Origin of the sequence: Streptomyces griseorubiginosus (genome assembly GCF_001514195.1) — a bacterium.
Classification (GTDB): domain Bacteria; phylum Actinomycetota; class Actinomycetes; order Streptomycetales; family Streptomycetaceae; genus Streptomyces; species Streptomyces griseorubiginosus.
This window is the reverse complement of the sequence record NZ_KQ948735.1, coordinates 1,037,102-1,063,828: the sequence shown is the minus strand read 5'-3', so window position 1 is coordinate 1,063,828 and position 26,727 is coordinate 1,037,102. Positions and strand designations below refer to the sequence as shown.

General features: G+C 71.0%; 27 protein-coding genes. 11 read left to right on the top strand and 16 right to left on the bottom strand.

Translation table 11 applies throughout. The features are described from left to right. Positions 1 to 3: 3 nt before the first annotated feature. The gene (gene hisI, locus AQJ54_RS11140) at positions 4 to 402 is read right to left on the bottom strand and encodes a phosphoribosyl-AMP cyclohydrolase (protein WP_062025282.1); all 399 of its coding nucleotides are present in this window, start codon (positions 400 to 402) and stop codon (positions 4 to 6) included. Between the two features lie 83 nt (positions 403 to 485). On the opposite strand from hisI, the gene AQJ54_RS11135 reads away from it, so the two are divergent. Beyond that, positions 486 to 1,121 (top strand): TIGR03085 family metal-binding protein, encoded by a 636-nt coding sequence (locus AQJ54_RS11135; RefSeq protein ID WP_062236419.1) that lies wholly within the window; start codon positions 486 to 488, stop codon positions 1,119 to 1,121. 76 nt (positions 1,122 to 1,197) lie between these two features. Here AQJ54_RS11135 and hisF read toward each other — a convergent pair whose 3' ends face one another. The 8 genes from hisF to hisD are packed head-to-tail and all read right to left on the bottom strand — an operon-like array spanning position 1,198 to position 6,905. After that, positions 1,198 to 1,953, bottom strand: a complete 756-nt coding sequence (gene hisF / locus AQJ54_RS11130) for an imidazole glycerol phosphate synthase subunit HisF (protein WP_062236418.1) — start codon at positions 1,951 to 1,953, stop codon at positions 1,198 to 1,200. Next, positions 1,950 to 2,348 carry a RidA family protein gene (locus tag AQJ54_RS11125; protein WP_062024669.1) on the bottom strand — a complete coding sequence of 133 codons (399 nt, stop codon included), beginning with the start codon at positions 2,346 to 2,348 and terminating at the stop codon, positions 1,950 to 1,952. Before AQJ54_RS11125 ends, hisF begins: the two co-directional genes overlap by 4 nt. Beyond that, positions 2,345 to 3,082, bottom strand: a complete 738-nt coding sequence (gene priA, locus AQJ54_RS11120) for a bifunctional 1-(5-phosphoribosyl)-5-((5-phosphoribosylamino)methylideneamino)imidazole-4-carboxamide isomerase/phosphoribosylanthranilate isomerase PriA (RefSeq protein WP_031048746.1) — start codon at positions 3,080 to 3,082, stop codon at positions 2,345 to 2,347. Before priA ends, AQJ54_RS11125 begins: the two co-directional genes overlap by 4 nt. After that, positions 3,082 to 3,729 (bottom strand): imidazole glycerol phosphate synthase subunit HisH, encoded by a 648-nt coding sequence (gene hisH, locus AQJ54_RS11115; protein ID WP_174856984.1) that lies wholly within the window; start codon positions 3,727 to 3,729, stop codon positions 3,082 to 3,084. The genes priA and hisH overlap by 1 nt, the downstream gene beginning before the upstream one ends. Beyond that, positions 3,726 to 3,890 carry a hypothetical protein gene (locus AQJ54_RS46070; RefSeq protein WP_062024672.1) on the bottom strand — a complete coding sequence of 55 codons (165 nt, stop codon included), beginning with the start codon at positions 3,888 to 3,890 and terminating at the stop codon, positions 3,726 to 3,728. Before AQJ54_RS46070 ends, hisH begins: the two co-directional genes overlap by 4 nt. Then, the gene (gene hisB / locus AQJ54_RS11105) at positions 3,887 to 4,480 is read right to left on the bottom strand and encodes an imidazoleglycerol-phosphate dehydratase HisB (RefSeq protein WP_020137489.1); all 594 of its coding nucleotides are present in this window, start codon (positions 4,478 to 4,480) and stop codon (positions 3,887 to 3,889) included. The genes AQJ54_RS46070 and hisB overlap by 4 nt, the downstream gene beginning before the upstream one ends. Next, the gene (locus AQJ54_RS11100; RefSeq protein WP_062236417.1) at positions 4,477 to 5,586 is read right to left on the bottom strand and encodes a histidinol-phosphate transaminase; all 1,110 of its coding nucleotides are present in this window, start codon (positions 5,584 to 5,586) and stop codon (positions 4,477 to 4,479) included. The genes hisB and AQJ54_RS11100 overlap by 4 nt, the downstream gene beginning before the upstream one ends. Continuing rightward, positions 5,583 to 6,905, bottom strand: a complete 1,323-nt coding sequence (hisD, locus tag AQJ54_RS11095; RefSeq protein ID WP_062024676.1) for a histidinol dehydrogenase — start codon at positions 6,903 to 6,905, stop codon at positions 5,583 to 5,585. The genes AQJ54_RS11100 and hisD overlap by 4 nt, the downstream gene beginning before the upstream one ends. Before the next feature lie 169 nt (positions 6,906 to 7,074). On the opposite strand from hisD, the gene AQJ54_RS11090 reads away from it, so the two are divergent. The 4 genes from AQJ54_RS11090 (at position 7,075) to ybaK (ending at position 11,060) form a co-directional block, all read left to right on the top strand. Then, positions 7,075 to 8,661: a hypothetical protein gene (locus tag AQJ54_RS11090; RefSeq protein WP_062236416.1), complete on the top strand. Its 1,587-nt coding sequence runs from the start codon at positions 7,075 to 7,077 to the stop codon at positions 8,659 to 8,661. Positions 8,662 to 8,782: 121 nt separating this feature from the next. After that, entirely contained in the window at positions 8,783 to 9,790 is a 1,008-nt protein-coding gene (locus tag AQJ54_RS11085) for a hypothetical protein (protein ID WP_062236415.1), read from the top strand. An 11-nt stretch (positions 9,791 to 9,801) separates the two neighbouring features. After that, complete coding sequence (locus AQJ54_RS11080; protein WP_062236414.1) at positions 9,802 to 10,542, top strand: LON peptidase substrate-binding domain-containing protein; 741 nt, start codon at positions 9,802 to 9,804, stop codon at positions 10,540 to 10,542. A 17-nt stretch (positions 10,543 to 10,559) separates the two neighbouring features. Then, positions 10,560 to 11,060, top strand: a complete 501-nt coding sequence (gene ybaK / locus AQJ54_RS11075; protein WP_062024683.1) for a Cys-tRNA(Pro) deacylase — start codon at positions 10,560 to 10,562, stop codon at positions 11,058 to 11,060. Between the two features lie 29 nt (positions 11,061 to 11,089). Here the strand turns inward: ybaK and AQJ54_RS11070 are convergent, their stop codons facing one another. The 4 genes from AQJ54_RS11070 to AQJ54_RS11055 form a co-directional block, all read right to left on the bottom strand. Further along, positions 11,090 to 11,770, bottom strand: coding sequence for a DUF2567 domain-containing protein (locus AQJ54_RS11070; RefSeq protein ID WP_079069816.1), 681 nt, complete (start codon positions 11,768 to 11,770; stop codon positions 11,090 to 11,092). Positions 11,771 to 11,804: 34 nt separating this feature from the next. Then, on the bottom strand, positions 11,805 to 12,629 hold the full coding sequence (locus AQJ54_RS11065) for an ABC transporter permease (RefSeq protein WP_062236412.1): 825 nt from the start codon (positions 12,627 to 12,629) through the stop codon (positions 11,805 to 11,807). 73 nt (positions 12,630 to 12,702) lie between these two features. Continuing rightward, positions 12,703 to 13,677: an ABC transporter ATP-binding protein gene (locus AQJ54_RS11060; protein WP_062236410.1), complete on the bottom strand. Its 975-nt coding sequence runs from the start codon at positions 13,675 to 13,677 to the stop codon at positions 12,703 to 12,705. 120 nt (positions 13,678 to 13,797) lie between these two features. Continuing rightward, positions 13,798 to 15,018: an NYN domain-containing protein gene (locus AQJ54_RS11055; RefSeq protein WP_062237119.1), complete on the bottom strand. Its 1,221-nt coding sequence runs from the start codon at positions 15,016 to 15,018 to the stop codon at positions 13,798 to 13,800. Positions 15,019 to 15,242: 224 nt separating this feature from the next. Here AQJ54_RS11055 and AQJ54_RS46065 point away from each other — a divergent pair, with 224 nt between their 5' ends. Beyond that, positions 15,243 to 15,407, top strand: a complete 165-nt coding sequence (locus tag AQJ54_RS46065) for a hypothetical protein (RefSeq protein ID WP_162952126.1) — start codon at positions 15,243 to 15,245, stop codon at positions 15,405 to 15,407. Between the two features lie 139 nt (positions 15,408 to 15,546). Here the strand turns inward: AQJ54_RS46065 and dnaE are convergent, their stop codons facing one another. Beyond that, a complete protein-coding gene (gene dnaE, locus AQJ54_RS11050; protein WP_062024693.1) occupies positions 15,547 to 19,086 on the bottom strand; it encodes a DNA polymerase III subunit alpha in 3,540 nt (1,179 codons plus the stop codon). A 203-nt stretch (positions 19,087 to 19,289) separates the two neighbouring features. Between dnaE and AQJ54_RS11045 the strand changes: the two genes are divergently transcribed. From AQJ54_RS11045 to AQJ54_RS11030, 4 genes are all read left to right on the top strand, one after another. Further along, a complete protein-coding gene (locus AQJ54_RS11045; protein WP_062024695.1) occupies positions 19,290 to 20,615 on the top strand; it encodes a DUF2252 domain-containing protein in 1,326 nt (441 codons plus the stop codon). Positions 20,616 to 20,706: 91 nt separating this feature from the next. Continuing rightward, the gene (locus AQJ54_RS11040; RefSeq protein WP_062236407.1) at positions 20,707 to 21,399 is read left to right on the top strand and encodes a hypothetical protein; all 693 of its coding nucleotides are present in this window, start codon (positions 20,707 to 20,709) and stop codon (positions 21,397 to 21,399) included. Positions 21,400 to 21,470: 71 nt separating this feature from the next. Then, entirely contained in the window at positions 21,471 to 22,286 is an 816-nt protein-coding gene (locus tag AQJ54_RS11035; RefSeq protein ID WP_062237117.1) for a thioredoxin domain-containing protein, read from the top strand. A gap of 84 nt (positions 22,287 to 22,370) precedes the next feature. Next, complete coding sequence (locus tag AQJ54_RS11030; RefSeq protein ID WP_062236403.1) at positions 22,371 to 24,026, top strand: alkaline phosphatase D family protein; 1,656 nt, start codon at positions 22,371 to 22,373, stop codon at positions 24,024 to 24,026. Between the two features lie 32 nt (positions 24,027 to 24,058). Here AQJ54_RS11030 and AQJ54_RS11025 read toward each other — a convergent pair whose 3' ends face one another. Then, a complete protein-coding gene (locus AQJ54_RS11025; RefSeq protein ID WP_062236400.1) occupies positions 24,059 to 24,628 on the bottom strand; it encodes a dienelactone hydrolase family protein in 570 nt (189 codons plus the stop codon). 128 nt (positions 24,629 to 24,756) lie between these two features. Here AQJ54_RS11025 and AQJ54_RS11020 point away from each other — a divergent pair, with 128 nt between their 5' ends. After that, positions 24,757 to 25,869 carry a mechanosensitive ion channel family protein gene (locus AQJ54_RS11020; protein ID WP_062236397.1) on the top strand — a complete coding sequence of 371 codons (1,113 nt, stop codon included), beginning with the start codon at positions 24,757 to 24,759 and terminating at the stop codon, positions 25,867 to 25,869. A gap of 95 nt (positions 25,870 to 25,964) precedes the next feature. Here AQJ54_RS11020 and AQJ54_RS11015 read toward each other — a convergent pair whose 3' ends face one another. Beyond that, on the bottom strand, positions 25,965 to 26,705 hold the full coding sequence (locus tag AQJ54_RS11015; protein WP_062236394.1) for an SDR family NAD(P)-dependent oxidoreductase: 741 nt from the start codon (positions 26,703 to 26,705) through the stop codon (positions 25,965 to 25,967). Positions 26,706 to 26,727: the final 22 nt, after the last annotated feature.

The window sequence follows — 26,727 nt, the reverse complement described above, 5'->3', positions numbered from 1 at the left end:
ACCTTACTGATCCGAGGGGGCGGTACCGGAACCGGCGCCGTCCTTGAGGAGTACGTCGGCGTCGAAGCAGGTGCGCGCGCCGGTGTGGCAGGCCGCGCCGACCTGGTCCACCTTCACCAGCACGGTGTCGGCGTCGCAGTCCAGGGCGACGGACTTGACCCACTGGAAGTGGCCCGAGGTGTCGCCCTTGACCCAGTACTCGCGGCGGCTGCGCGACCAGTAGGTGCAGCGGCCGGTGGTCAGCGTGCGGTGCAGCGCCTCGTCGTCCATCCAGCCGAGCATGAGCACCTCGCCGGTGTCGTACTGCTGGGCGATCGCGGGGACGAGCCCGTCGGCGCTGCGCTTGAGACGCGCGGCGATCTCCGGGTCGAGACTGCTGCGGGGCGGGGGCGTGCTGGTCATGACTGCCATTGTGCCGCGCGCCACTGACAGTGACCGTGGGGTGTCCACTGTGCGGACCGGTGACGCGGTCGTAGGCTGACTGCATGTCGACTTTCGCCAAGCGTGAACGACTTCTCCTCGCCGATCTGTTGGAGGCCGAGGGCCCGGAGGCCCCCACTCTCTGCGACGGCTGGCTCACCCGCGATCTCGCGGCGCACGTGGTGGTGCGCGAGCGCCGCCCCGACGCGGCCGGGGGCCTGGTGATCAAGCAGCTCGCGTCGCGTCTGGACCGGGTGATGGCCGAGTTCTCCGAGAAGCCCTACGAGGAGCTGATCCAGCTCATCCGTACGGGCCCGCCGCGTTTCTCGCCGTTCCAGCTCAAGCAGGTCGACGAGCTGTCGAACACGGTCGAGTTCTACGTCCACACGGAGGACGTCCGCCGCGCCCGCCCCGACTGGACGCCCCGCGAGCTGGACCCGGTCTTCCAGGACACCCTGTGGTCCCGCCTGGAACGCACGGCCCGCCTCATGGGCCGCAGCGTCCCCACCGGCCTGGTGCTCCGCCGCCCGGACGGCCAGACGGCGGTGGCCCACCGCGGCACCCCGGTCGTCACGGCCACCGGCGAACCCTCCGAACTCCTCCTGTTCCTCTACGGCCGCCAGAGCGCGGCCAAGGTGGACCTGGAAGGCGACAAGAACGCCATCGCCAAACTCCACGAGGCGAAGGAACTCGGAATCTGAGGGCGCGGGGGCGGGCCGGAGGACCAGAAAGCCCTGGCCACCGACACCGGCGACCGGGGCTCAGCCCAGCGTGGCGTCACCTCACCGGGTGGCCCGCCTCCCTCAGCGTGTGCTTCACCTCGCCTATGCGCAGGTCGCCGAAGTGGAAGACCGAGGCTGCCAGGACCGCGTCCGCGCCCGCTTCGATGGCCGGAGTGAAGTGGTTCAGCTTCCCCGCGCCGCCGGAGGCGATCAGGGGGACCGTCACGTGCTTGCGGACGGCCTCGATCATCTCGATGTCGTAGCCGTCCTTGGTGCCGTCCGCGTCCATCGAGTTGAGCAGGATCTCGCCGGCGCCCAGTTCGGCGGCCCGGTGCGCCCACTCGACCGCGTCGATGCCGGTGCCCTTGCGGCCGCCGTGGGTGGTCACCTCGAAGGAACCCGTCCCGGTGCGCCGCGCGTCCACCGAGAGGACCAGCACCTGGCGTCCGAAGCGCTCGGCGATCTCGCGGATCAGGTCCGGGCGGGCGATGGCCGCGGTGTTCACGCCGACCTTGTCCGCACCCGCCCGCAGCAGCTTGTCCACGTCCTCGGCCGTACGGACACCGCCGCCGACCGTGAGCGGGATGAAGACCTGCTCGGCGGTGCGGCGCACCACGTCGTACGTGGTCTCGCGGTTGCCCGAGGACGCGGTGATGTCCAGGAACGTCAGCTCGTCGGCGCCCTCGGCGTCGTACACCTTGGCCATCTCGACGGGGTCGCCCGCGTCGCGCAGGTTCTGGAAGTTGACGCCCTTGACGACCCGGCCGTTGTCCACGTCCAGGCAGGGGATCACTCGTACGGCGAGGGTCATGGCGCGCTCTCTCCTCGGAACGCCTCCACCTCGACCTCGACGACCAGGCTGGGGTCCACGAAGCCGGAGACGATGATCAGGGACGCGGCGGGCCGGACGGCGTCGAACAGCTCCTTGTGAGCGCGTCCGACCTCCTCGACGTCCCGCGCGTGGGTGATGTACATGCGGGTCCGCACCACGTCGTCCCGGCCGAGCCCCAGCTCCTTCAGCGCCCCGAACGCGACGTTGAAGGCGTTGACGGTCTGCTCGTACGGGTCGCCCGCGACGATCTCGCCGTCGACCACCGAGGTGCAGCCGGAGACCAGCACCAGGCCGTTCGGCAGTTCCACCGCGCGGGAGTACCCGAAGGTCTCCTCCCAGGGCACACCGGTCGTGACGCGTCGCAGATCGCTCACTGAGCCACCGCCTCCAAAGCCTCTTCGAGGGTGAACGCCTTCGCGTACAGCGCCTTCCCGACGATGGAGCCCTCGACACCGAGGGGAACCAGTTCGGCGATGGCCCGCAGGTCGTCCAGCGAGGACACGCCACCGGAGGCCACCACGGGGCGGTCGGTCGCCGCGCACACGTTGCGCAGCAGTTCCAGGTTGGGGCCCTGGAGGGTGCCGTCCTTGGCGATGTCGGTGACCACGTACCGGGCGCAGCCCTCCTTGTCGAGCCGCTCCAGCGCCTCGTAGAGGTCGCCGCCCTCGCTGGTCCAGCCGCGGCCCTTGAGGGTCGTACCGCGGACGTCCAGGCCCACCGCGATCTTGTCGCCGTGCTCGGCGATGACCTTGGCGACCCACTCCGGGCTCTCCAGGGCGGCCGTGCCGAGGTTCACCCGGGTGCAGCCGGTGGCGAGGGCGGCGGCCAGGGAGGCGTCGTCGCGGATGCCGCCGGACAGCTCGACCTTGATGTCCATCGCCTCGGTGACCTGGCGGACCAGCTCCCGGTTGTCGCCGGTGCCGAAGGCCGCGTCCAGGTCGACCAGGTGCAGCCACTCGGCGCCTGAGCGCTGCCAGGACAGGGCGGCCTCCAGCGGGGAGCCGTACGAGGTCTCCGTGCCGGACTCGCCGTGCACGAGGCGGACCGCCTGGCCGTCGCGGACGTCGACGGCGGGCAGGAGTTCGAGCCGGGAGGGCTTCGAGGACATCACAGGGTTCCGATCCAGTTGTTCAGCAGCTGCGCACCGGCGTCGCCGGACTTCTCGGGGTGGAACTGGGTGGCCCACAGGGCGCCGTTCTCCACGGCGGCCACGAAGGGCTTGCCGTGCGTCGACCAGGTGACCTTCGGCGCGGTCATCGCCTTGTTGTGCGTCTCCAGCGACCAGTCGTGGACGGCGTAGGAGTGCACGAAGTAGAAGCGGGCGTCCGCGTCGAGCCCTGCGAAGAGCTGTGAGTCGGCCGGCGCGTCGACGGTGTTCCAGCCCATGTGGGGCACGACGTCGGCCTGGAGCGGCTCGACCGAGCCGGGCCACTCGTCGAGGCCCTCGGACTCCACGCCGTGCTCGATGCCGCGCGCGAAGAGGATCTGCATGCCGACGCAGATGCCCATGACCGGGCGCCCGCCGGACAGCCGGCGGTCGATGATCCAGTCGCCGCGCGCCTCGTGCAGGCCCTTGATGCAGGCGGCGAAGGCGCCGACGCCCGGCACCAGCAGACCGTCGGCGTTCATGGCCTTGTCGTAGTCGCGCGTGATCTCGACCTCGGCCCCCGCGCGCGCGAGGGCCCGCTCGGCGGACCGCACGTTGCCGAAGCCGTAGTCGAAGACCACGACCTTCTTCGACGGGGAGGGGCTCAACTCCACACCTCCAGCCGCATGACGCCGGCGACCAGGCACATCCCGGCGGCGATGGAGAGCAGGACGATCAGGCTCTTGGGCATCTTCTGCTTGACGAAGGAGTAGATGCCGCCGGCCAGGAAGAGGCCGACGACGATCAGCAGGGTCGACAGGCCGTTCACAGGGCGCCCTTCGTGGAGGGGAGGATGCCGGCCGCGCGCGGGTCGCGCTCGGAGGCGTAGCGCAGGGCCCGGGCGAGCGCCTTGAACTGGCACTCCACGATGTGGTGGGCGTTGCGCCCGTACGGCACGTGCACGTGCAGCGCGATCTGGGCCTGGGCGACGAAGGACTCCAGGATGTGCCGGGTCATCGTGGTGTCGTACTCGCCGATCATCGGCGCCATCTTCTCGGGCTCGGTGTGCACGAGGTAGGGGCGGCCGCTGAGGTCCACCGTGACCTGGGCGAGCGACTCGTCCAGCGGGACCGTGCAGTTGCCGAAGCGGTAGATGCCGACCTTGTCGCCGAGCGCCTGCTTGAAGGCGGCGCCGAGGGCGAGGGCGGTGTCCTCGATGGTGTGGTGCGAGTCGATGTGCAGATCGCCCTCGGTCTTCACGGTGAGGTCGAACAGACCGTGCCGGCCGAGCTGGTCGAGCATGTGGTCGTAGAAGCCGACGCCTGTCGACACATCGACCTTGCCGGACCCGTCGAGATCGATCTCGACCAGGACCGACGTCTCCTTGGTCACCCGCTCCACGCGTCCCACGCGGCTCATGTGCTCTGCTCCTTCGTCAAGTCACGGACCGCGTCGAGGAACGCGTCGTTCTCTTCGGGGGTGCCGGCGGACACCCGCAGCCACCCCGGAATGCCGTTGTCCCGGACCAGGACGCCCCGGTCGAGGATCTTCTGCCAGGCCGCGTGCGAGTCGTCGAAGCGCCCGAACTGCACGAAGTTCGCGTCCGACTCCACGACCTCGAACCCGAGCGCCCGCAGCTCGCTCACCAGCCGGTCCCGCTCGGCCTTGAGCTGCTCGACGTACTTGAGCAGCGTGTCGGTGTGCTCCAGGGCGGCCAGCGCGGTCGCCTGCGTGACGGCCGACAGGTGGTAGGGCAGCCGTACGAGCTGCACGGCGTCCACGACCGCCGGGTGCGCGGCGAGGTAGCCGAGCCGCAGCCCGGCCGCGCCGAACGCCTTCGACATGGTCCGCGAGACGACGAGCTGGGGCCGTCCCTCGATGAGCGGCAGCAGCGAGTCGCCGTGGCTGAACTCGATGTAGGCCTCGTCGACCACGACCATGGACGGCTTCGCCGCCTGGGCTGCCTCGTACAGCGCGAGGACCGTCTCGGGCGGAACGGCGTTGCCCGTCGGGTTGTTGGGGGTGGTGATGAACACGACGTCGGGCTTGTGCTCGGCGATGGCCCGCACGGCGGCCTCCACGTCGATCGTGAAGTCCGCGTTGCGGGGACCCGAGATCCAGCCGGTGCCGGTGCCGCGCGAGATGAGCGCGTGCATCGAGTACGACGGCTCGAAGCCGATCGCCGTACGGCCCGGTCCGCCGAAGGTCTGGAGCAGCTGCTGGAGGACCTCGTTGGAACCGTTGGCGGCCCACACGTTGGCCAGGCCCACCTCGTGTCCGGAGGTGTCCGTGAGGTACTCGGCGAGCCGCGTGCGCAGTTCCACCGCGTCCCGGTCCGGGTAGCGGTTGAGGTCGCGGGCCGCCTCGCGGACGCGCTCGGCGATGCGCTCGACCAGCTCCTCGGGCAGCCGGTAGGGGTTCTCGTTGGTGTTCAGCCGTACGGGGACGTCCAGTTGGGGCGCGCCGTAGGGGGACTTGCCACGCAGCTCGTCCCGTACGGGGAGATCGTCGATTCCAAAAATCACTTACCGGGCACCTTCCAACCGAACCTGGCCTTGATCGCCGCCCCGTGGGCCGGCAGGTCCTCCGCCTCCGCCAGCGTGACCACGTGGTGCGCGACCTCGGCCAGCGCGTCCTGCGTGTAGTCGACGATGTGGATGCCCCGCAGGAAGGACTGCACGGACAGCCCGGAGGAGTGGCAGGCGCAACCGCCGGTCGGCAGCACGTGGTTGGACCCGGCCGCGTAGTCGCCCAGCGAGACCGGGGCCCAGGGGCCGATGAAGATCGCGCCCGCGTTGCGCACCCGGTCGGCCACGGCGGCCGCGTCCGCGGTCTGGATCTCCAGGTGCTCGGCGCCGTAGGCGTTGACGACCCGGAGGCCCTCGTCGACGCCGTCGACCAGGACGATCGCGGACTGCCGGCCCTTCAGCGCGGGCACGATCCGGTCCTCGACGTGCCGGGTGGCCGCGACCTGCGGCTCCAGCTCCTTCTCGACCGCGTCCGCGAGCTCGACGGAGTCAGTGACCAGCACGGCGGCGGCCAGCGGGTCGTGCTCGGCCTGGCTGATCAGGTCCGACGCCACGTGCACCGGGTCGGCGGTGGAGTCCGCGAGGACCGCGATCTCGGTCGGGCCGGCCTCGGCGTCGATGCCGATCCTGCCGGTGAAGTAGCGCTTGGCGGCGGCGACCCAGATGTTGCCGGGGCCGGTGACCATGTCGGCGGGCGGGCAGGACTCGGTGCCGTACGCGAACATCGCGACGGCGGTCGCGCCACCGGCGGCGTAGACCTCGTCGACGCCGAGCAGCGCGCAGGCGGCGAGGATCGTGGGGTGCGGGAGGCCGTCGAACTCGGCCTGCGCCGGGGAGGCGAGGGCGATCGAGCCGACGCCGGCCTCCTGCGCGGGCACCACGTTCATGATCACGGAGGACGGGTAGACGGACCGGCCGCCCGGCGCGTACAGCCCGACCCGGTCGACCGGCACCCACTTCTCGGTCACGCTGCCACCGGGCACGACCTGGGTCGTACGGGTGGTCCGGCGCTGCTCGCGGTGGACGAGACGGGCGCGGCGGATGGACTCCTCCAGGGCCTCGCGCACGGCCGGGTCCAGCTCTTCGAGCGCCTTGTCGAGCGCCGCCGCGGGCACCCGCACCCGGTCCAGGCGCACCCCGTCGAACTTCTCGGCGAAGTCGATCAGCGCCGCGTCACCCCGATGATGCACGGCCTCGCAGATCGGACGCACCTTCTCCAGGGCGGCCGAGACGTCGAAGTCGGCTCGGGGCAGCAGGTCGCGCAGGGCGGGGCCCTCGGGGAGGGCGTCGCCGCGCAGATCGATTCGGGAGATCACGGACCCGATTCTCTCAGACCCGCATCGGCGGCCGTCCGCGCATTCCAATGGCTGATACGGGCCCTCTCAGGAACCCGGAAGATCCCCTTCACGTCTAGTGTTCCGGGCGTCACTCAACGGGCATGAACGGTCGTACGCATCACAAGTGAACCGAGGAGCTGGAAGAACCGTGACCGAGGGGGCCGGCATCCGGGGCATCCGCGACGGGGACCTGCCGGACGATCTGACCGCCGCCGAGGCCGGCATGTGGCAGGCCTTCCGCAACGGCACCGTGTACGACCTGAGCAGCGGCGACACCGTCGTCGACGATCCGCACGGCGGACATCCCTGGGGGCCCGAACGGACGGTGCGGGCACGCATCATCTGCTGGCTGCTCCTGGACGGGCCCCCCGCGCTCGCGGGCCGGGTGGCGTCCCTGAAGCTCACCGGCGTGCAGGTCAGCGGCACCCTGGACCTGGCGGGCGGCACGATCGTGCCGTACCTGGAGATGAAGGGCTGCCGCTTCGAGCGGGAGATCCTGCTGCCGGAGGCCCGCTTCACCACCGCGCGGTTCGTGGACTGCTCGGTGCCGCGCCTGGAGGCGGCGCGGGTGCACACCGAGGGCGATCTGCATCTGCCGCGCTGCCGGTTCCACAACGGCGTACGGCTGACCGACGCGCACATCGGCACCGATCTGCTGATGAACCAGGCGATCGTCTACCGCGACCGCAGCGGCCGTTCGATCGCCGCGGACGGCATGACCGTGGGCCAGGACCTCCAGGCCGAGCTCCTGGAGTCGCACGGCGAGCTGAGCCTGCGCAGCGCCACCGTCGGCGTCTCGCTGAGCCTGCGCGGCGCCCGCCTGAACAACCCGTACACCCGGCTCGCGCTGAACGCCCCCCAGCTGACCGTCGAGCGCACCCTGTACCTGACCCCGGCGGGCGTGGGCGCCTCCATGCTGAGCGGGGCGACGCCCGCGCGCGGGACGCGGATCCAGCGCTTCGAGTGCCAGGGCGGGGTCCGGCTGGACGACGGGCGGTTCGGGGACGCGGTCGACCTGGAGCGGGCCCGGTTCACCTTCACCGACGAGCAGGAGCTGTCGCTGCGCCGGATCCAGGCCCCGGAGCTGCGCTTCCTCGGGGAGAAGCCGCAGCGCGGCAAGGTGGTCCTGTCGGGGGCCCGGGTCGCCAACCTGGTGGACCGGGCGACCGCCTGGCCGGGGCCCGGCAACCTCCACATGGGCGGCTTCGTCTACGAGAACCTCGTCCCGCACGGCCCCTTCCCGCTGGCCGAGCGCCTGGAGTGGGTGGCGGCGGCGACCGCCGAGTACAACCCGGAGCCGTACGAGAGGCTCGCCGCGGTGCTGCGGGCCGGGGGCGAGGACGAGGACGCGCGCGAGGTACTGCTCGCCAAGCAGCGCCGGCGCCGGGAGACGCTGCCGCCCGCGGCGAAGTTCTGGGGCTATGTGCAGGACTGGACGGTCGCCTACGGGTACCGGCCCGGCCGGGCCGCCGTCTGGATGGCGGTGCTGTGGGCGGCGAGCTCGGTGGCGTTCGCACACGCGAGCCATCCACCGCTCAAGGGCGGCGACCATCCGGCCTGGAATCCCGCCCTGTTCGCCCTGGACCTGCTGCTTCCGGTGATCGACCTGGGGCAGGTCGGCTTCTGGCAGCTGAGCGGCGGCTGGCAGTGGCTGGCGGCGGTCATGGTCCTCCTGGGCTGGATCCTGGCCACCACGGTCGCGGCCGGGGCGACCCGGCTGTTGCGGCGGAATTGAGGAGGTCCACGGTGCGTAACGTGAACGAGGGTCAGCTCTTTACCTGCCCTTGACCATCCGCCGTACAACTTTCCACGAGTTGCACGTGCGCACTGGCGCGACGCGGAACCTCGGTCTTTCAATGGTCGACACCATGGCTCTGCTGCCCCCCTTCCGCGCGTCGCGGAGACCCCCCTACCTCACCGGCGGACTGATCGCCGACGACGAGGTACTGCTCGACGCGCCCGACGACCGGCTCGGACCCGCGCTGGTCGCCGCCGGACAGGGCTCGTACGAACGCGCGTCCCGGCTGCTCGCCGCGACCCGCCAGGACGCCGCCTGGGAGCTGCGCGACCGGTACGTCCGACGGCTGGCCGCCTTCGCCCGCTCCCGCTCCGAGTGGTACGACACCTGGCGTGCCGAGGCCCCGCAGGACGTGGACCGGCTGCTGCTGGGCGCCCAGCTCGCGGTGGACCGGGCCTGGGACTCACCGGCCCGCGCGGAGCTGCTGCGCGAGGTGAGCCCGCTGATCACGGCCGCCGCACGCGGCGAGGACCGCGACCCGGTGCCCTGGCGGCTCGCGCTGGACCACGCCCGGGGATCGCAGGCGGGCCCCACCTACTTCGGCGAGCTGTGGGAGGCGGCCGTGCGCCGCGCCCCGCTCCACTACGGCTGCCACGTGGCCGCCCTGCGCTATCTGGCGACCTCCTGGCGCGGCTCGCACCGGGAGTGCTTCGACTTCGCCGAGCGGGCCGCGCAGGACGCCCCGGCCGGCTCCCTCGTCCAGGCGCTGCCCGCGCGGGCCACGCTGGCCTGTCTGACCGAGGGCTCGGGCACCGCGGTGGCGCGCGAGCGGATGGACGCGGCGGCGGACCGGGCGGTCGAGCTGTCCGCCACGTTCGCGGCCGCCGACCCGTGGCCGGCCGAGATCCGCAACAAGCTGGTGTTCGTCCTGGTGCGTCTCGGCCGCTGGACGGACGCGCTGGACCAGCTGCGCATGATCGGCCCGTACGCCACCTCGTTCCCCTGGAGCCGGGAGTCCGAGGACCCGCTCGGCCGGTTCCTGGAGGTCCGTGAGGAGGTCCGGCGGCACGCCTTGATCCATCCACGGAGTGAGCACGGGGGACGTGTCCGCTCCGGAGGCCATTAGGCTTTGGCGCCGTGACCACCGTGCGGCTCCCGCTCTTCCCCCTGAACTCGGTGCTGTTCCCGGGGCTGGTGCTTCCTCTCAACGTCTTCGAGGAGCGCTATCGCGCCATGATGCGCGAACTGCTGAAGACACCCGAGGAGGAGCCGCGCCGGTTCGCCGTCGTGGCGATCCGCGACGGCCACGAGGTGGCGCCCAGCGCACCGGGCATGCCGGACCCGACGGCCCTGCCCGAGCGCGGTCCGGCGACCGGCTTCGGCGAGGACCCGGTCAAGGCGTTCCACTCCACCGGCTGCGTGGCGGACGCGGCGACGGTACGGGAGCGTCCCGACGGCACCTTCGAGGTCCTGGCGACGGGCACGACCCGCGTCCGGCTGGTGTCGGTCGACGCCTCGGGCCCGTATCTCACGGCCGAGCTGGAGGAGCTGGAGGAGACGGCGGGCGACGAGTCGGGACCGCTGGCCGAAGGGGTGCTCAGGGCCTTCCGCCAGTACCAGAAGCGCCTGGCGGGGGCGCGGGAACGCTCCCTGTCGAGCGGTGCGGACCTGCCCGACGAGCCCTCGGTGCTGTCCTACCTGGTGGCGGCGGCGATGATGCTGGACACGCCCACGAAGCAGCGGCTGCTCCAGGCGCCCGACACCGCGTCCCGCCTCCGCGACGAACTGCGGATCCTGCGCGCGGAGACGGCGATCATCCGTAACCTTCCGTCGTTGCCGGCGTCGGACCTGACGCGCGGCCCGACGAGTCTGAACTGAGCCCGGGGAACCGCGAGATGCCGAAGAAGACGAAGAAGCAGCAGCCGGGAGGCACCCCCGCGACGGTGGCCCTGACCTCCGCGGGAGTCTCCTTCACCGTCCACGCCTACGACCACGACCCCTCCCACCCGTCCTACGGCGAGGAGGCGGCCGAGGCGATGGGGGTCTCCCCGGACCGCGTCTTCAAGACACTCGTCGCGGACGTGGACGGCACCCTCACGGTGGCCGTGGTCCCGGTGGCGGGCTCCCTGGACCTGAAGGCCCTGGCGACGGCGGTGTCCGGCAAGCGGGCCGCGATGGCCGACCCGACCCTCGCGGAACGCACCACGGGCTACGTCAGGGGCGGCATCTCCCCGCTCGGCCAGCGCAAGAAGCTCCCCACGGTCCTGGACGCCTCGGCCTCCGCCCACGCCACGATCTGCGTCTCGGCGGGCCGCAGGGGCCTGGAGGTCGAACTCTCCCCCACCGACCTGGCCCACCTCACCGACGCCACCCTGGCCCCCATCGCCCGAGCCTGACCGCGCTTTTCGGGTACGGCGGCACTCCCCTACCGCACAGGCGCCCCGTACCCGCCACCCTCCGGAGCCACCGCCCCGAACCCCGGCTCAGGATCCCGCGGCCCGAACAACGCCGTGAGCCCCAGATGCACCACCAGGCCCGCGAACGACCAGACCAGCAACGCCCCTTTCGCGCCCATCCGCAGCGGCGCCGAGAACGTCACCCCCTTGCCCACCGACTTCGCGTGCGCGAGCACGTCCGACGTGGGTCCCAGCCACATCCCCACCCGCCACGCGAGCAGCGACCCCAGCAGCCCTCCGACGGCCAGCCCGACCACCAGCGGCACCCCGCCCCGCCGCCGCCAGAGGAACACGGCCAGCGCGCTCAGCAGGCCGAACGCGAGCGCCAGCAGCGTGAACGTTCCGTCCACCCCCACCGCCTGCTCGCCCTCGGTGTCCTTGAGATAGACGACCCAGCTCCCCCGCTCGTCGACGTCCCCGACGAGCGGCACATGCGGCGCCAGCCACCACCACAGCACCCCGAGCAGCGCCCCGACGACCGCCACACAGACCGTGATCACCGCGGCCTCCCGCAGCTCGGTCCTCATCCCGGGCCCACCGTGCCCGTACCCGACGTCGGAAGGGGTCGCGTACCCGGCGTCAGGAGCCTGCCACGCGTCGTGCGGGGAGGGTTCGTGCGGCGGCGGAGGGGGAGTCAATGGTGCGGTCACCCTGACATCGTGCCAGGCCCGCCTGTGCGGCGCGTCACCGGACGGCCGCCCGACGGTAGGCCCAGGTGGCGACGGCCAGCGAGACCACGCCCACGCCCCCGCACACGGCGAGGTCCCCGAGCACGAAGGCCCAGTCGGGATGCGGTCCGAAGGTCCGTGCGAAGGCCTCGACGCCGTAGGTCGACGGCAGCAGGTCCCGGGCGAACCGCACCACCTCGGGCATCCGGTCGGCGGGCAGCACCCCGAGCAGCAGCGCGGCGGACATGCCGAGCTGCCCCAGCAGCGTGGCCAGTTCCGGCCGGGGCGCGAGGAGGCCGAGGGCCGCCCCCAGCCCCGCCAGGGCCGCACCCGCCAGCGGGATCACCGCCACCAGCACCCACAGATGCGCCATCGGCAGCCCGAACAGCACACACCCGAAGACGGCGGTCACCACGGTCCCGGGCACGGTGAAGGAGGCGTACGCGCCCGCGGCACCCAGCACCACGGCCGCGGGCGGCACCGGCAGGGTGGCGTAGTGGTCGAGCCCGCCGCTCGCCCGCAGCTGCCCGAAGTACTGCGCGAGCAGGTTGAGCGCGACGAAGGCGACCACGAGCACCGAGGCACCGGCGACGACGGACTGTGCCTCGCCGCCGCCGTCCACGACCCCCCGCATCAGGATCATGATCCCGACGGACTGGAAGGTCGCCACGAAGAGCAGCGGGATGCGGGCGACCCGCGCGCGGGACAGCTGCGCGCGGTACACGGCCGCCAGCGAAGGCCACAGCCGGGCGCGGGGCCCCAGCTCGGCGGCCCCGTCCCGGTCCGTCTCCTCGGCGGCCAGGGCGCCGCCGGACAGGATCCCGGCGGGTACGACACTCACGTGGCTCTGCTCCTCTTCGCTCCGGCGGTCGCCCTGTGACGTACGGATACGGCAGTCCGCGTACTCAACGTGCTCACGCCTTCACCAGCCCCTGCTGCGCGGCCCCGCCCAGCGCGAGGTACACGTCCTCCAGGCTGGGGGTGGCGAGCGTGAAGTCGTCCAGGGCGGCGAACGCGGCCCCGCCGGTGACGGTGGCGACGACCGCGCGGGCCTCCTCGGGGGCGAGCCGCAGGGTCCAGCGGCGCCCGGCGGCCACGGCCCGGTCCTGGAGGGCGGCGACCTCGGGGACGTGCAGCGGGGCCTCCGCGCGCCACACCAGGTCCACGCGGACCTCCCCGGCAACCTGTTCCTTGAGCCCGGAGGGCGTGTCGCAGGCGATCACCCGGCCCTGGTCGAGGACGGCGACCCGGTCGAGGACCGTCTCCGCCTCGATGACGTTGTGGGTGACGAGCAGCACGGTGGTGCCGTGCTCGGCCCGCCGCCGGTCCACGGCGGACCACACCGCACGCCGTGCCACGGGGTCCATCGCGGTGGTCGGCTCGTCGAGCACCAGCAGCGGCCGCTCCCCCACCAGCGCGGCCGCGAAGCACGCGAGGCGCCGCTGCCCGCCGGACAGCTTCTTCAGGGGCCGCCCGGCGAGGGGCGTGAGCCCCAGCTCGTCGAGTACGGCGTCCCGCTCGGCCCGCGCCTGCCTGGCTTCCAGGCCGCGCAACCGTCCGGTGGTCTCGGCGGCGAGGGAGACGGTCAGTTCGTCCAGGGCGCTGGACTCCTGGCCGAGGTAGGCGAGGATCCGCGAGGCCCGGTCCGGGTGGCGCACGATGTCGTGGCCGAGGATCTCGACGCTGCCGCTGTCGGGCCGCATCAGCCCGGTGAGCTGCCGTACGAGGGTGGTCTTGCCGGCGCCGTTGGGCCCGAGCAGCCCGAAGATCTCACCCCGGCGGATGTCCAGGCGTACGTCGTCGGTGGCCCGCACCTCGGGTGTTCCCGGGGCCCCGCGCCGCCCGCGCACCGCGGGATAGGTCTTGGTCAGCCCGCGCACCGCGCACACGACATCACCACGGTGTCGAAGTGCCGGGGCAGCGCGCGTACTCACAAGGGACGAGACTACGGGGTCGGGAGCGCTCCGCCGTTCCCGGGGCGCCCCTCATACCGAAATACACCGCAAAACTCACTCACCGGCGGAGGCGTGTTCCGCGGCCGTCCGGGCGTCGATCTCCCGCCAGAACCCGGCCCGGATGGCGTAACGGTCGTGCTCGTCGATCTGGTCGTCCTTGTGGGCGAGCAGTCCGAACCGGGCCGCGTAGCGCAGCAGCTCGCCGTCGATCCGGTGCGGCACCCGCGGGTACATCCCGGACAGCCGCTGGAGGTGCGCCTGGTCGCCCAGCCGCTCCATCCACCGGCGGGCGAAGACCTGCCCGACCTCGAAGGGGTCCCCGCCGACCGTGGTGATGTCCTCCTCCCGGTCGGCCCACCGCTGTTCGGCGGTGGTCAGCTGGGCGAGGGTCGGCATGGACGCCACCTCGGGCGGCTCGGCGGCGGCTCCGGGCCGGTCCACCCAGCCCTTGTCGGAGGACCAGCGCAGGGTCGCGCTCGCGGGGTGCTGGGCGGGCTGGGTGCCGGGGGCCCGCAGCGCGGCGAGGTCCTTGGGGGTGGGCACCCCCTTGGGCGCCGGCACCCGCTCCTGCGTGCCGTTCTCCGAAGGGGCGCCCGCCGGGGCGTGCTCGGTCTCCTCGTCGGTCCGCTCGGGCGCCCGGGAGAGCGCGGACTCGGGCAGCGGCGCGGAGAGGATCGCGGCGATCTCGGGGCGCGGCACGGGCGGCGGCGCGCACACCCCGCCGACGTCCTTCGCGCGGACCGCCTTGGTGATCCACGTACGGTCGAGCACCCGCCGTTCGTCCGCCTCGGCGACCAGGTCCTCCGACTGGTTGTAGTCCCCGTCGGCGGCCTGCACGGCCCACAGGTGTACGGCGACCCCGTGCTCCTTGGCCGCCATCATGCCCGGCAGCAGGTCCCCGTCGCCGGTGACGAGGACGACGTCGGAGCAGGCGCGGTTGCGGGCCAGTTCGGTGAGTTCGGCGTGCATGGCGGCGTCCACGCCCTTCTGGGCCCAGCGTCCGTCGCTGCGGGTCAGGGCGCCGAGCCGGACGGTGACCCGGGGCATCACCCGCAGCCTGCGGTGCTCGGGCTGCGGGACGCGGTCGGGGGCGCCGTCGAACCAGTAGATGCGCAGCAGGGGCCGTTCCGTGTCGGACTCGGCCCGGTCGCGCAGCCCTTGGACGAGGGCGGCGTGGTCGACGGTGATGCGGGAACGGGAGGGCTCCCCGGCAAGGAGACTGGCGGCGGCCCCCAGCAGATACCCGGCGTCCACCAGGACGATGCAGCGGTCCACGCTTTCCACCCTCTTTCCGGGAGGTTTGCTTCGGGCTTGCTTCGAGTCTGCCCGACCGCACGGGGGTTAACGGCCCGAACTCGATCTTCGGCGTGGCGTTTCGGGGCATCGCCGCGCGACATTCCCTGTCACACACGGTAATTATCCGAAATGCGCCTCTTGCCAGCCTATGTGAATCTGATCCCGGCCCTGGCCCCTAGACCCCCCTCAGGAGGCAGATCCCCATGGCCAAGAACAAGAAGCAGAACCGCAAGCAGCCGCAGTCCGAGCGTGGCCCGCAGGCACCGCAGCACTCCGCGATGGAGCCGCAGTCCGAGCAGCACGCCACGCAGGTCACTCCCGGCGATGTCGCCCGCAAGGGTCGGCAGAAAAGCTTCGGCCACAACTGACATGTGCATAAAGGGTTGTTGAGACCCGGGTACGTCAAGGGCCGTTGCGGCCCTGGGCACGAGGGCCCTTGAGGCCCAGGTACACGAAGGGGCGCACCCGACCGCGGGTGCGCCCCTTCGCTCACTGGCTCAATCCGCCTCAGCCCGCCAGGCAGGACGGGCCCAGCAGCACCTTCAGATCGCCGAACAGCGCCGGATCCGGCTTGACGCGATGCCGGTCGAGGCGCAGGACCGTCGTCTTGCTGGGCCCCTGGAGCCTGATGCGGACCTCGCTCTCGCCCTTGTGGTGGCTGAGGATCTCCCCGAGCCTGCTGACCATCGGCGGGGTGACCTTCAGGGCCGGGATGGTGAGGATCACCGGCGCGTTGGTGCCCGCGTTGGACAGGTCCGGCACCTGGAGCTCCATCGCGACCAGACGGGGCACGTCCTCCCGCTTGTCGAGGCGGCCCTTGACGAACACCACGGCGTCCTCGACGAGTTGGGTCGACACCAGCTGGTAGGTCGCCGGGAAGAACATGCACTCGATGGACCCGGCGAGGTCCTCGACGGTGGCGATGGCCCAGGCGTTGCCCTGCTTGGTCATCTTGCGCTGGAGGCCCGAGATGATGCCGCCGATGGTGACGACCGCGCCGTCCGCGTGCTCACCGCCGGTGAGCTGGGCGATGCCCGCGTCGGCCTTGTCGGACAGCACGTGCTCCAGACCGAAGAGCGGGTGGTCCGAGACGTACAGACCGAGCATCTCCCGCTCCTGGGCGAGCAGATAGGTCTTGTCCCACTCGTCGGTGGTGAACTCCACGTCGAGTCCGAAGCCGGGCTCGCTGTTGTCCGCCTCGCCCATCCCGCCGAAGAGGTCGAACTGGCCCTCGGCCTCCTTGCGCTTGACCGCGACCACGTTGTCGATCATGGTGTCGAAGTGCGCGGTGAGGCCCTTGCGGGTGTGCCCCATGGTGTCGAACGCGCCCGCCTTGATCAGCGACTCGGTGGTGCGCTTGTTGCAGGCCACCGCCTCGACCTTGTCGAGGTAGTCGGGGAAGGACGCGTACTTCCCCTTGGCCTTGCGGCTGCGGATGATCGACTCGACCACGTTGGTGCCGACGTTGCGCACCGCCTCGAGGCCGAAGAGGATCACGTCGTCGCCCTGGGCGGCGAAGTTGTGCTCGGACTCGTTGACGTTCGGCGGGAGCACCTTGATCTTCATGCGCCGGCACTCGTTGAGGTAGACGGCCGACTTGTCCTTGTCGTCCTTGACCGAGGTGAGCAGCGCGGCCATGTACTCGGCCGGGTAGTTGGCCTTGAGGTAGGCGGTCCAGTAGGAGACCAGTCCGTACGCGGCGGAGTGGGCCTTGTTGAAGGCGTAGCCGGCGAAGGGGACCAGGACGTCCCACAGGGCCTGGATGGCCTCGTCGCTGTAGCCGTTCTTCTGGGCGCCGGCCTGGAAGATGGTGAAGTTCTTCGCGAGTTCGTCGGGCTTCTTCTTGCCCATCACGCGGCGCAGGATGTCGGCCTCGCCGAGCGAGTACCCGGCGATGATCTGGGCGGCCTTCTGGACCTGCTCCTGGTAGACGATCAGGCCGTAGGTGACCGCGAGGACCTCCTCGAGCGGCTCCTCCAGCTCCTTGTGGATCGGGGTGATCTCCTGGCGGCCGTTCTTGCGCTCCGCGTAGTTGATGTGCGAGTTCATGCCCATCGGGCCGGGCCGGTAGAGGGCCGAGACGGCGGAGATGTCCTCGAAGTTGTCGGGCTGCATCTGGCGGAGCAGCGAGCGCATGGGGCCGCCGTCGAACTGGAAGACGCCGAGCGTGTCGCCGCGGCAGAGCAGTTCGAAGGTCTTCGGGTCGTCCAGCGGCAGGGCGAGCATCTCCAGGTCGATGCCCTTGTTGGCCTTCACCATCTTGATGGCGTCGTCCATGATCGTGAGGTTGCGCAGGCCCAGGAAGTCCATCTTCAGCAGGCCGAGCGACTCGCACTGCGGGTAGTCCCACTGCGTGATGGTCACGCCGTCGGTGTGCCGCACCCAGATCGGGGCGTGGTCCACGATGGGCTCGCTGGACATGATCACGCCGGCCGCGTGCACACCCATCTGCCGGACCAGGCCCTCGACGCCCTTGGCGGTGTCGATGACCTTCTTCACGTCCGGTTCGTTCTCGTACATCCCGCGGATCTCGCCGGCCTCGTTGTAGCGCGGGTGCGAGGGGTTGGTGATGCCGTCGAGGTCGATGCCCTTGCCCAGGACGTCGGCGGGCATGGCCTTGGTGAGACGGTCGCCCATCGCGTACGGGTAGCCCAGCACGCGCGCGGAGTCCTTGATCGCGTTCTTGGCCTTGATCTTGCCGTAGGTGCCGATCATGGCGACCTTGTCGGCGCCGTACTTCTCCGTCACGTACCGGATCACCTCGACGCGCCGACGCTCGTCGAAGTCGATGTCGACATCGGGCATGGAGACGCGCTCGGGGTTGAGGAACCGCTCGAAGATCAGGCCGTGCGGGATCGGGTCGAGGTCGGTGATGCCCATGGCGTAGGCGACGATCGAGCCGGCCGCGGAGCCTCGGCCGGGGCCGACGGCGATGCCGTTGTTCTTGGCCCACATGATGAAGTCGGCGACCACGAGGAAGTAGCCGGGGAACCCCATCTGGATGATGACGTCCATCTCGTAGTCGGCCTGCTTCTGGCGGTCCTCGGGGATGCCGCCGGGGAAGCGGCGCTCCATGCCCCGGCGGACCTCCTCCTTGAACCAGGTGACCTCGGTGTAGCCGTCGGGGATGTCGAACTTCGGCATGAGGTTCTTGGCCTCGAACATGCCGGTGGTGTCGACCATCTCGGCGACCAGGAGGGTGTTGGCGCAGCCCTCCTGCCAGGCGTCCGAGGAGTCGACGGCGTACATCTCCTCCGTGGACTTCAGGTAGTAGCCGGTGCCGTCGAACTTGAAGCGGTCCGGGTCGGAGAGGTTCTTGCCGGTCTGGATGCACAGCAGGGCGTCGTGGGCGGTCGCCTCGTGCGCGTACGTGTAGTGCGAGTCGTTGGTGACCAGCGGGGGGATGCCGAGCTTCTTGCCGATCTCCAGGAGGCCGTCGCGGACCCGGTGCTCGATCTCGATGCCGTGGTCCATCAGCTCCAGGAAGTACCGGTCCTTGCCGAAGATGTCCTGGTAGTCGGCGGCCGCCTTCAGGGCCTCGTCGTACTGGCCGAGGCGCAGCCGGGTCTGGAGCTCGCCGGAGGGGCAGCCGGTGGAGGCGACGATCCCCTCGGACCACTGGGAGATCGTCTCCTTGTCCATCCGGGGCCACTTCTGGAGCCAGCCCTCGGCGTACGCGTCGGAGGAGAGCCTGAAGAGGTTGTGCAGGCCGGTCTTGTTCACGGCCCACATCGTCTTGTGGGTGTAACCACCCGAACCGGAGACGTCGTCCCGCTTCTGGTGCGGCTGGCCCCACTGGATCTTGCGCTTGTTGCGCCGGGACTCGGGGGCGACGTACGCCTCGATCCCGATGATCGGGGTGACCCCGGCCTTCTTCGCGGAGTGGAAGAAGTCGTACGCCCCGTGGAGGTTGCCGTGGTCGGACATGGCGATGTGGGTCATGCCCATCTCGTTGCACGCGTTGAACATGTCCTTGAGCCGCGCGGCACCGTCCAGCAGGGAGTACTGGGTGTGGACGTGCAGGTGCGTGAACGGCGGCTTTGACACGGCGTGGCCTCCATGGAAAACACTCGGCGACTGGCGGGCGGACAGTTCCGGGGACAGCTCGGAAGTCTATGCCTCGGCACTGACACTCAAGGGGCCGCCCCGCGTACCTTCACAACGAGGGTCGCGGGCACTTTCCCCCCGGCCCGCCCGTTGGACAGACGACAGAAACGCTGTCGTACACATGCACCAGGAGGCATTCCGCGATGTCGGTACCGCAGCTCAACGACGAGCACCGCGGCGAGGAGATCCTCGCCGTCTTCGACACCGCCTTCGGCGAGCTCCTGGCCGCCGACCCGGCAGCGTTCCGCGTGAAGTTCCGCAAGATGGCGGCCTCGGCGTTCGCGTTCTACCGCGGCACGGCGTGCCTCTTCTACCACGACCTGGACGCCGAGAAGCGGGGCGGCCCGTACCTGGACGAGCGCACCTCGCGCGTGTGGATCCACGGCGACCTGCACGCGGAGAACTTCGGCACGTACATGGACGCCAACGGCCGGCTGATCTTCAACGTCAACGACTTCGACGAGGCCTACGTCGGCCCCTTCACCTGGGACCTCAAGCGCTTCGCCGCCTCCGTGGCGCTGATCGGGTACGCCAAGGCGCTCGGCGACGACCAGATCAGCGAGCTGGTGCGGGTGTACGCGGCCGCGTACCGCGAGCGGATCCACGCGCTGGCCACCGGCGCCAAGAGCGACGAGGTGCCGCCGTTCACGCTGGACACCGCCGAGGGCCCGCTGCTGGGGGCACTGCGTGAGGCCCGCGCGCTGACCCGGTTCGGGCTCCTGGAGTCGATGACGGAGATCCGTGACTTCGAACGCCGCTTCACCGAGGGCGGCGGCTCGGTCGAGCTGGACGCGGCCACCCGCTACAAGGTGCTGGCCGCGTTCGACGGCTATCTGGAGACCCTGCCCGAGGCCTCCCTGGACCGCCCGGACTCCTACCGCGTCAAGGACGTCGTCGGCCGCCGGGGCATCGGGATCGGCTCGGCCGGGCTGCCGTCGTACAACATCCTCCTGGAGGGCCACACCGACGCCCTGGAGAACGACGTGGTCATCTACATCAAGCAGGCCCAGACCCCGGCTGTCTCCCGGCACATCACCGACCCGGAGATCCGCGACTACTTCCAGCACGAGGGCCACCGCACGGTGATCTCCCAGCGCGCCCTCCAGCAGCACGCTGACCCGTGGCTGGGCTGGACCGAGCTGGGCGGCGCGGGCCAGCTGGTCGCCGAGATCTCGCCGTACGCCGTGGATCTGGACTGGAGCGACATCGACGACCCGGAGGAGATCGCGGCGGTCGTCGCCGACCTCGGCCGGGCGACCGCCACCATGCACGGCGCGGCCGACGACCAGTCCGGGGAATCCCTGGTGCCCTTCTCCACGGAGCGGGCCATCGACGCGGCGATCGCCGCCGACGAGGACGGTTTCGCGGAACTCCTGGTCGACTTCGCGCACAGCTACGGCGCACGCGCGCGTGCCGACCACCAGACCTTCGTGGACCTGTTCCGCAACGGCCGCATCCCCGGCCTGTGACCGGGGCCGTGCCGCCGTCGATAACGATAGGGCCGCGCACAGGGACCCTTTAGGGGTCCCTTACAGGCCCGCGTGACACACTCTCCACGCTATGGACATATCCGGGACCCAGCTACGAGCGCTCCGCGCGGCGCTGTTCACGGCGCTCGTCGTGACGCTCAGCACCACGTCGCACGTGCTGCTGTCCCGGGCTCCCCTGCCGTTGAACACGGTGGCGGCGGTCGGCGTCGCCGTGTTCGCGCTCGCCTACCTGCTGGCCGGCCGGGAGCGCGGCTTCGGGCGGATCGCCGCCGTGCTGATCCCGCTGGAGCTCGCCGCCGACACCGTCTTCACCACCGGCCAGCACGTCTGTTACGGCGCCGCGGGCGGCCCGGTCGCCGGCCCGCTGCGCTCGGTCGGCTGGGACGTGTTCTGCGGCGACGGCACCAGCGTCGGCTCGCCGCTGGCCCGGATGACCGGCACCGACACCGACCGGCTCGGCGGCCTGCTCGCCCACGCCGATCCGCAGACCGCGTGGCTGCTGCTCGCCGCCCACGTCTCGGTCGGCCTCCTCGCGGCCGCCTGGCTGCGCCGCGGCGAGCGGGCCCTGGCCCAGCTGCTGCGGGCCGTGGCCGCCACCACCTTCCGGCCGCTGCTCCTCGCGGCCGCCGCGCTGACCGTGCGCTCGGCGCCGGAGCCGGTCCGCCCGGCGCGCCCCGGCCGCCGTACGGCCGTCGCGCTCGACGAGATCCTCGCGCACTCCCTGGGACGGCGTGGACCGCCGTGCTCGGTCGCTTCCGTCTGAGCCCGACCAGTCCCCCTTCACGTACCCCGCACATGTGACGTGTGCGCGTCCCCTTCACGGAGAACACCACCATGAGCAAGCGGAACAGCCAGCAGGCGAAGACCGCCGCCCGCGAGCGGCTGCGGCAGGAACGCGAGCGCCAGGCCAAGCGCGACAAGATGAAGCGTCAGCTCATCGTCGTCGCCTCCATAGTCGGCGTCCTGGCGATAGCCGGCGGCATCAGCTACGCGGTCGTCCAGGGCAACAAGCCCAGCTACTGGGAGGCGGCCAAGGACGACAAGCTCGTCAAGCCGGCCAACTCCACGGGCACCAACGGCACGACGGTCGTCATCGGCAAGAGCACCGCCAAGAAGACCCTGGTCATGTACGAGGACCCGCGCTGCCCCGTCTGCGCGCAGTTCGAGCAGACCGTCGGCTCGACCGTCGACAAGGACGTCGCGGACGGCAAGTTCAAGATCCAGTACGTCGGCGCCACCTTCCTCGACGGCAACCTCGGCGGCGAGGGCTCCAAGAACGGCCTCAGCGCCCTCGGCGCCGCGCTGAACGTCAGCACCGACGCGTTCCTGAAGTACAAGACCGCGATGTACTCCACGAAGTGGCACCCGGAGGAGAGCGGCCCGGACAAGTTCAAGGACGACTCCTACCTGATCAAGATCGCGCAGACCGTCCCGGAGCTGAAGGACAACAAGACCTTCCAGGACGCCGTGAAGAACGGCACCTACGACAAGTGGGCCCTGGACATGTCCGACAAGTTCAACAAGGACGGCATCAGCGGCACGCCGACCCTGAAGATGGACGGCAAGACGCTGACCGGCCCCGACGGCAAGAGCGCGCCGATGACGGTGGCCGACTTCAACACCGCGCTCGCCTCGGCGCTCAAGGGCTGAGTCCCGCACACTTCGGGAAAACAGCGGGCGGACTTTAACGAGTTCGCCCGCTCTCGTTCATACCGATCAGTAACCTGATCGGCCGTGACTAGTAGACAGAGAACAGCCGACAGCAACTCCCTGTCCCCTCGCCGCCGTACGGTCGTCAAGGCCGCGGCGGCGACCGCTGTCCTGGCAGCCCCGCTCGCCGCCGCGATACCGGCCCGCGCCGCCGAGGCCCCCGCCTTCCTGCACGGTGTCGCCTCCGGCGACCCGCTCCCGGACGGCATCCTGCTGTGGACCCGCGTGACCCCGACCGCCGAGGCGGTCCCCGGCTCCGGGCTCGGCCCCGACACCGAGGTCGCCTGGACGGTGGCGAAGGACAAGGCCTTCACGAACGTCGTCGCCAAGGGGTCGGTGACCGCGACCGCCGCCTCCGACCACACCGTCAAGGCGGACGTGCGCGGTCTCGCCCCCGCGACCGACTACTGGTTCCGCTTCTCGGCCGGCGGCACCGACTCCCCGCCGGCGCGCACCCGCACCGCGCCGGCGGCGGACGCGACGGTCACCAACCTCCGCTTCGGCGTGGTCTCCTGCGCCAACTGGGAGGCCGGCTACTTCTCGTCGTACCGCCATCTCGCGGCCCGCGGCGACCTGGACGCCTGGCTGCACCTGGGCGACTACATCTACGAGTACGGCACCGGCGAGTACGGCACCCGCGACACCGTCGTACGGCAGCACGCGCCGACCCACGAGATCCTCACCCTCGCCGACTACCGGATCCGGCACGGCAAGTACAAGACGGACCCGGACCTGAAGGCCCTGCACGCGGTCGCCCCGGTCGTCGCGATCTGGGACGACCACGAGTTCGCCAACGACGCCTGGTCGGGCGGCGCCGAGAACCACACCGAGGGCGCGGAGGGCGCCTGGACGGCCCGTCAGGCCGCCGCCAAGCAGGCCTACTTCGAGTGGATGCCGGTGCGCCCCGCGCTCGCCGGCACCACCTACCGCCGGCTGCGCTTCGGCAAGCTCGCCGACCTCTCCCTGCTCGACCTGCGGTCCTTCCGCTCCCAGCAGGTCGCCGTGGGCAACGGCTCGGTCGACGACCCGGACCGTACGATCACCGGGCGCGCCCAGCTCGACTGGCTGAAGGCCGGCCTGAAGTCGAGCGACACCACCTGGCGGCTGGTCGGCAACTCCGTGATGATCTCGCCGTTCGCGATCGGCTCGCTCTCCGCCGACCTGCTGAAGCCGCTCGCCGAACTGCTCGGCCTGCCGAAGGAGGGCCTCGCCCTCAACACCGACCAGTGGGACGGCTACACCGACGACCGCCGCGAACTGCTGGCCCACCTGCGCTCCAACGCCATCCGCAACACCGTCTTCCTGACCGGCGACATCCATATGGCGTGGGCCAACGACGTGCCCGTGGACGCCGGGACCTACCCGCTGTCGGCCTCGGCCGCCACGGAGTTCGTGGTCACCTCGGTGACCTCCGACAACCTCGACGACCTCCTGAAGGTCCCCGAGGGCACGGTCACCGCGCTCGCCGCGCCGGTCATCCAGCTCGCCAACCGGCACGTCCACTGGGTCGACACCGACCGCCACGGGTACGGCGTCCTGGACATCACCGCCGACCGGGCGCAGATGGACTACTACGTGCTGTCCGACAAGACGAAGGCGAACGCGACCTCGTCCTGGGCGCGTTCGTACCGCACGAAGACCGGCACGCAGAAGGTCGAGCGGACGTACAGCCCCGTCTAGGGGCCCGAACCTCCAGAACCTCTCGAACCCGCTCAGAGGGTGTCGAGGAAGCCGAGGGCCACCCGCCAGGTGGCCTCGGCGGCCTCCTCGTCGTAGTCCGGCAGGTCGGGGTCGGTGTAGAGGTGGCCGGCCCCGGCGTACCGGTAGACCTCGACGTCGGCACCGGTGCGGCCCATCTGGAGGTACCAGGCGCTCAGCCAGTCGTCGGTCTCGAACGGGTCCGGCTCGGCCACGTGCAGCTGGACCGGCAGTTCGTCCGCGGTCGCGTTGGCCGCGATGTCCGAGGTGCCGTGCAGGAGCAGCAGGCCGCGGGCCCGCTCGTCGCCGAGGGCGAGGGTCTGCGCGACGGAGGCGCCGAGCGAGAAGCCGGCGTAGACGAGGCCGCGCTCGGAGTAGGGGGCGGCGGCCAGGACGGCCCGCTTGAGCAGTTCGTCCTTGCCGATCTCCTCGTTGAAGGCCATGCCCTCCTCGACCGTGTCGAACGTGCGCCCTTCGAAGAGGTCCGGCGTCCACACCTCGTGCCCGGCCTCCCGCAGCCGGTCGGCGGCCTGGCGGACGGCGGGCCTGAGTCCGTAGGTCGAGTGAAAGAGCATGATGTTCATGAGGCCATGGTGCCAGCCGGGACCGACAGTGCCGTTTCTCACGGGCGGCGAGCGGGGCCGGGGGCCTACCCACTTCGCGGCAGAAGTCACATGTTCATGCCCCTGCCGGGCCGGTTAGGTTCGGGGTCATGGAGAACGTACTCCGCCCACTGATCGTGGTCGGCGGCTCCGTGCTGCTCACCCTGCTGATCGGCTGGGCCACCGACCGACTGCTGCGCAAGGCCGACGACCGGCACAGCGAGACCCCGTTGTGGGGTCTGCTGCGCCGTGGCCGCATCCCCTACATGCTCGTGCTCTGCGCGGCCATGCTGAGAGGGTCGTACGACCAGGTGCGGCCGCTGCGACGGCACGGCGCCGGCATCGGGCAGACGCTGACCCTGATCCTCATCGGGGCGACCGCCTGGCTGGTGATCCGGATCGCGGCCGCCGTCGTGGAGACCACCTACAGCCGCTACGCGCGCGCCCACCACGACGCCGCCCGGGTCCGCCGGGTGCGCACCCAGGTGACGCTGATCATGCGGGTGGTCGCCGCCACGGTGGGCGTGGTGGCGGTGGCCGCGATGCTGCTGACGTTCCCCGCGATGCGCGCGGCCGGCGCCTCGCTGCTGGCCTCCGCCGGAATCCTCGGCATCGTCGCCGGTGTGGCCGCCCAGTCCACGCTCAGCAACATGTTCGCCGGGCTCCAGATCGCCTTCGGCGACATGGTGCGCATAGGCGACACCGTGGTGGTGGACGGCGAGTGGGGCACCGTCGAGGAGATCACCCTGACCTTCCTGACGGTCCGCACCTGGGACGAGCGCCGGATCACCATGCCGGTGTCGTACTTCACCTCGAAGCCGTTCGAGAACTGGTCGCGCGGCACCCCGCAGATGACCGGCATCGTCTACTGGCACGTCGACCACACGGCCCCGGTGGAGCTGATGCGCGAGCGGCTGCGGGACATCCTGCGCGAGTGCCCGGCCTGGGACGGCCGCGACTACGGCCTGGCCGTCACCGACACCACCCCCAACACCATGCAGGTACGGGCCCTGGTGACCGCCAAGGACGCCGACGACATCTGGACGGTCCGGGTCACGGTCCGCGAACAGATGGTCCGCTGGCTCACCGACCACCACCCGTACGCCCTCCCCAGGGTCAACACGGCGGACGCGACACTGGCACCGGGGTTCCACCGAGTGGACGGCAACACGAGGAACGGCCAGAGCCGAACCCAGGAGGTCCCCCGCACGGGCCGCGGCTAGGACGGTCCGTCATGGCGCCGGTTGACTGCACCCACTCAGGGGCGCGGGGAACTGCGCGAGCAACCACGACGGACCCGCACCCGCCCACCGACCGGTCAATGCCCCCTCTCCGCACCCCCATTGACCTGCAAAACCTGAGAAGTCACATGCCCCGCCCCCACTGACGCCAGCCAATGCAGCGTGGCGGCGACATCCCCCGGCGTCCCGGCCCGCCCGGTCAACGTGTCACCGACAAGCCGCTCCCGCCGCGCGGGATCGATCGCCGCCCCGAAGAACTCCGTGTCCTCGACATACCCCGGCGCCACCACGTTCGCCGTGATCCCCCGGGGCCCCAACTCCCGCGCCAGATCGTGCGCGTACGGATGCAACCCCGCCTTCGCCGCCCCGTACGCCCCGCTCCCGGACCCCCGGTACGCGGCGATGGAACTGACGAACAGCACCCGCCCACCCGGCGAGGCGAGCCGCTCCTTCAACCCCTCGGTGAGCAGCGCCGCGGTCAGCAGATTGAGTCGGAAGTTCACGGTCCAGTTGTGTGCGACGGCATCCAGCGCGTCCCCGGCCTCCAGGGCCGGTTCCAGCTGCCCGTTCCCCCCGGCACTGTGGATCAGCACGTCCACGGTCCCCAGCTCCCGCTCCACGAACCCGACGACCCCGCGCACCGCGTCGACGTCGGCGAGATCCGCGGCGTACGTCAACGCCCCCGGCACCCCGGCCTTCTCCAACACCTCGGCGCGCCGCCCGAGCAGCAGCACCCGGTCCCCTTCCGCGGCGAACACCTGCGCCGCCGCGAGCCCGATCCCTGTACCGCCACCACTGATCACCACATTGCGAGCCATGGGTGGACCCTACAAACCGTCC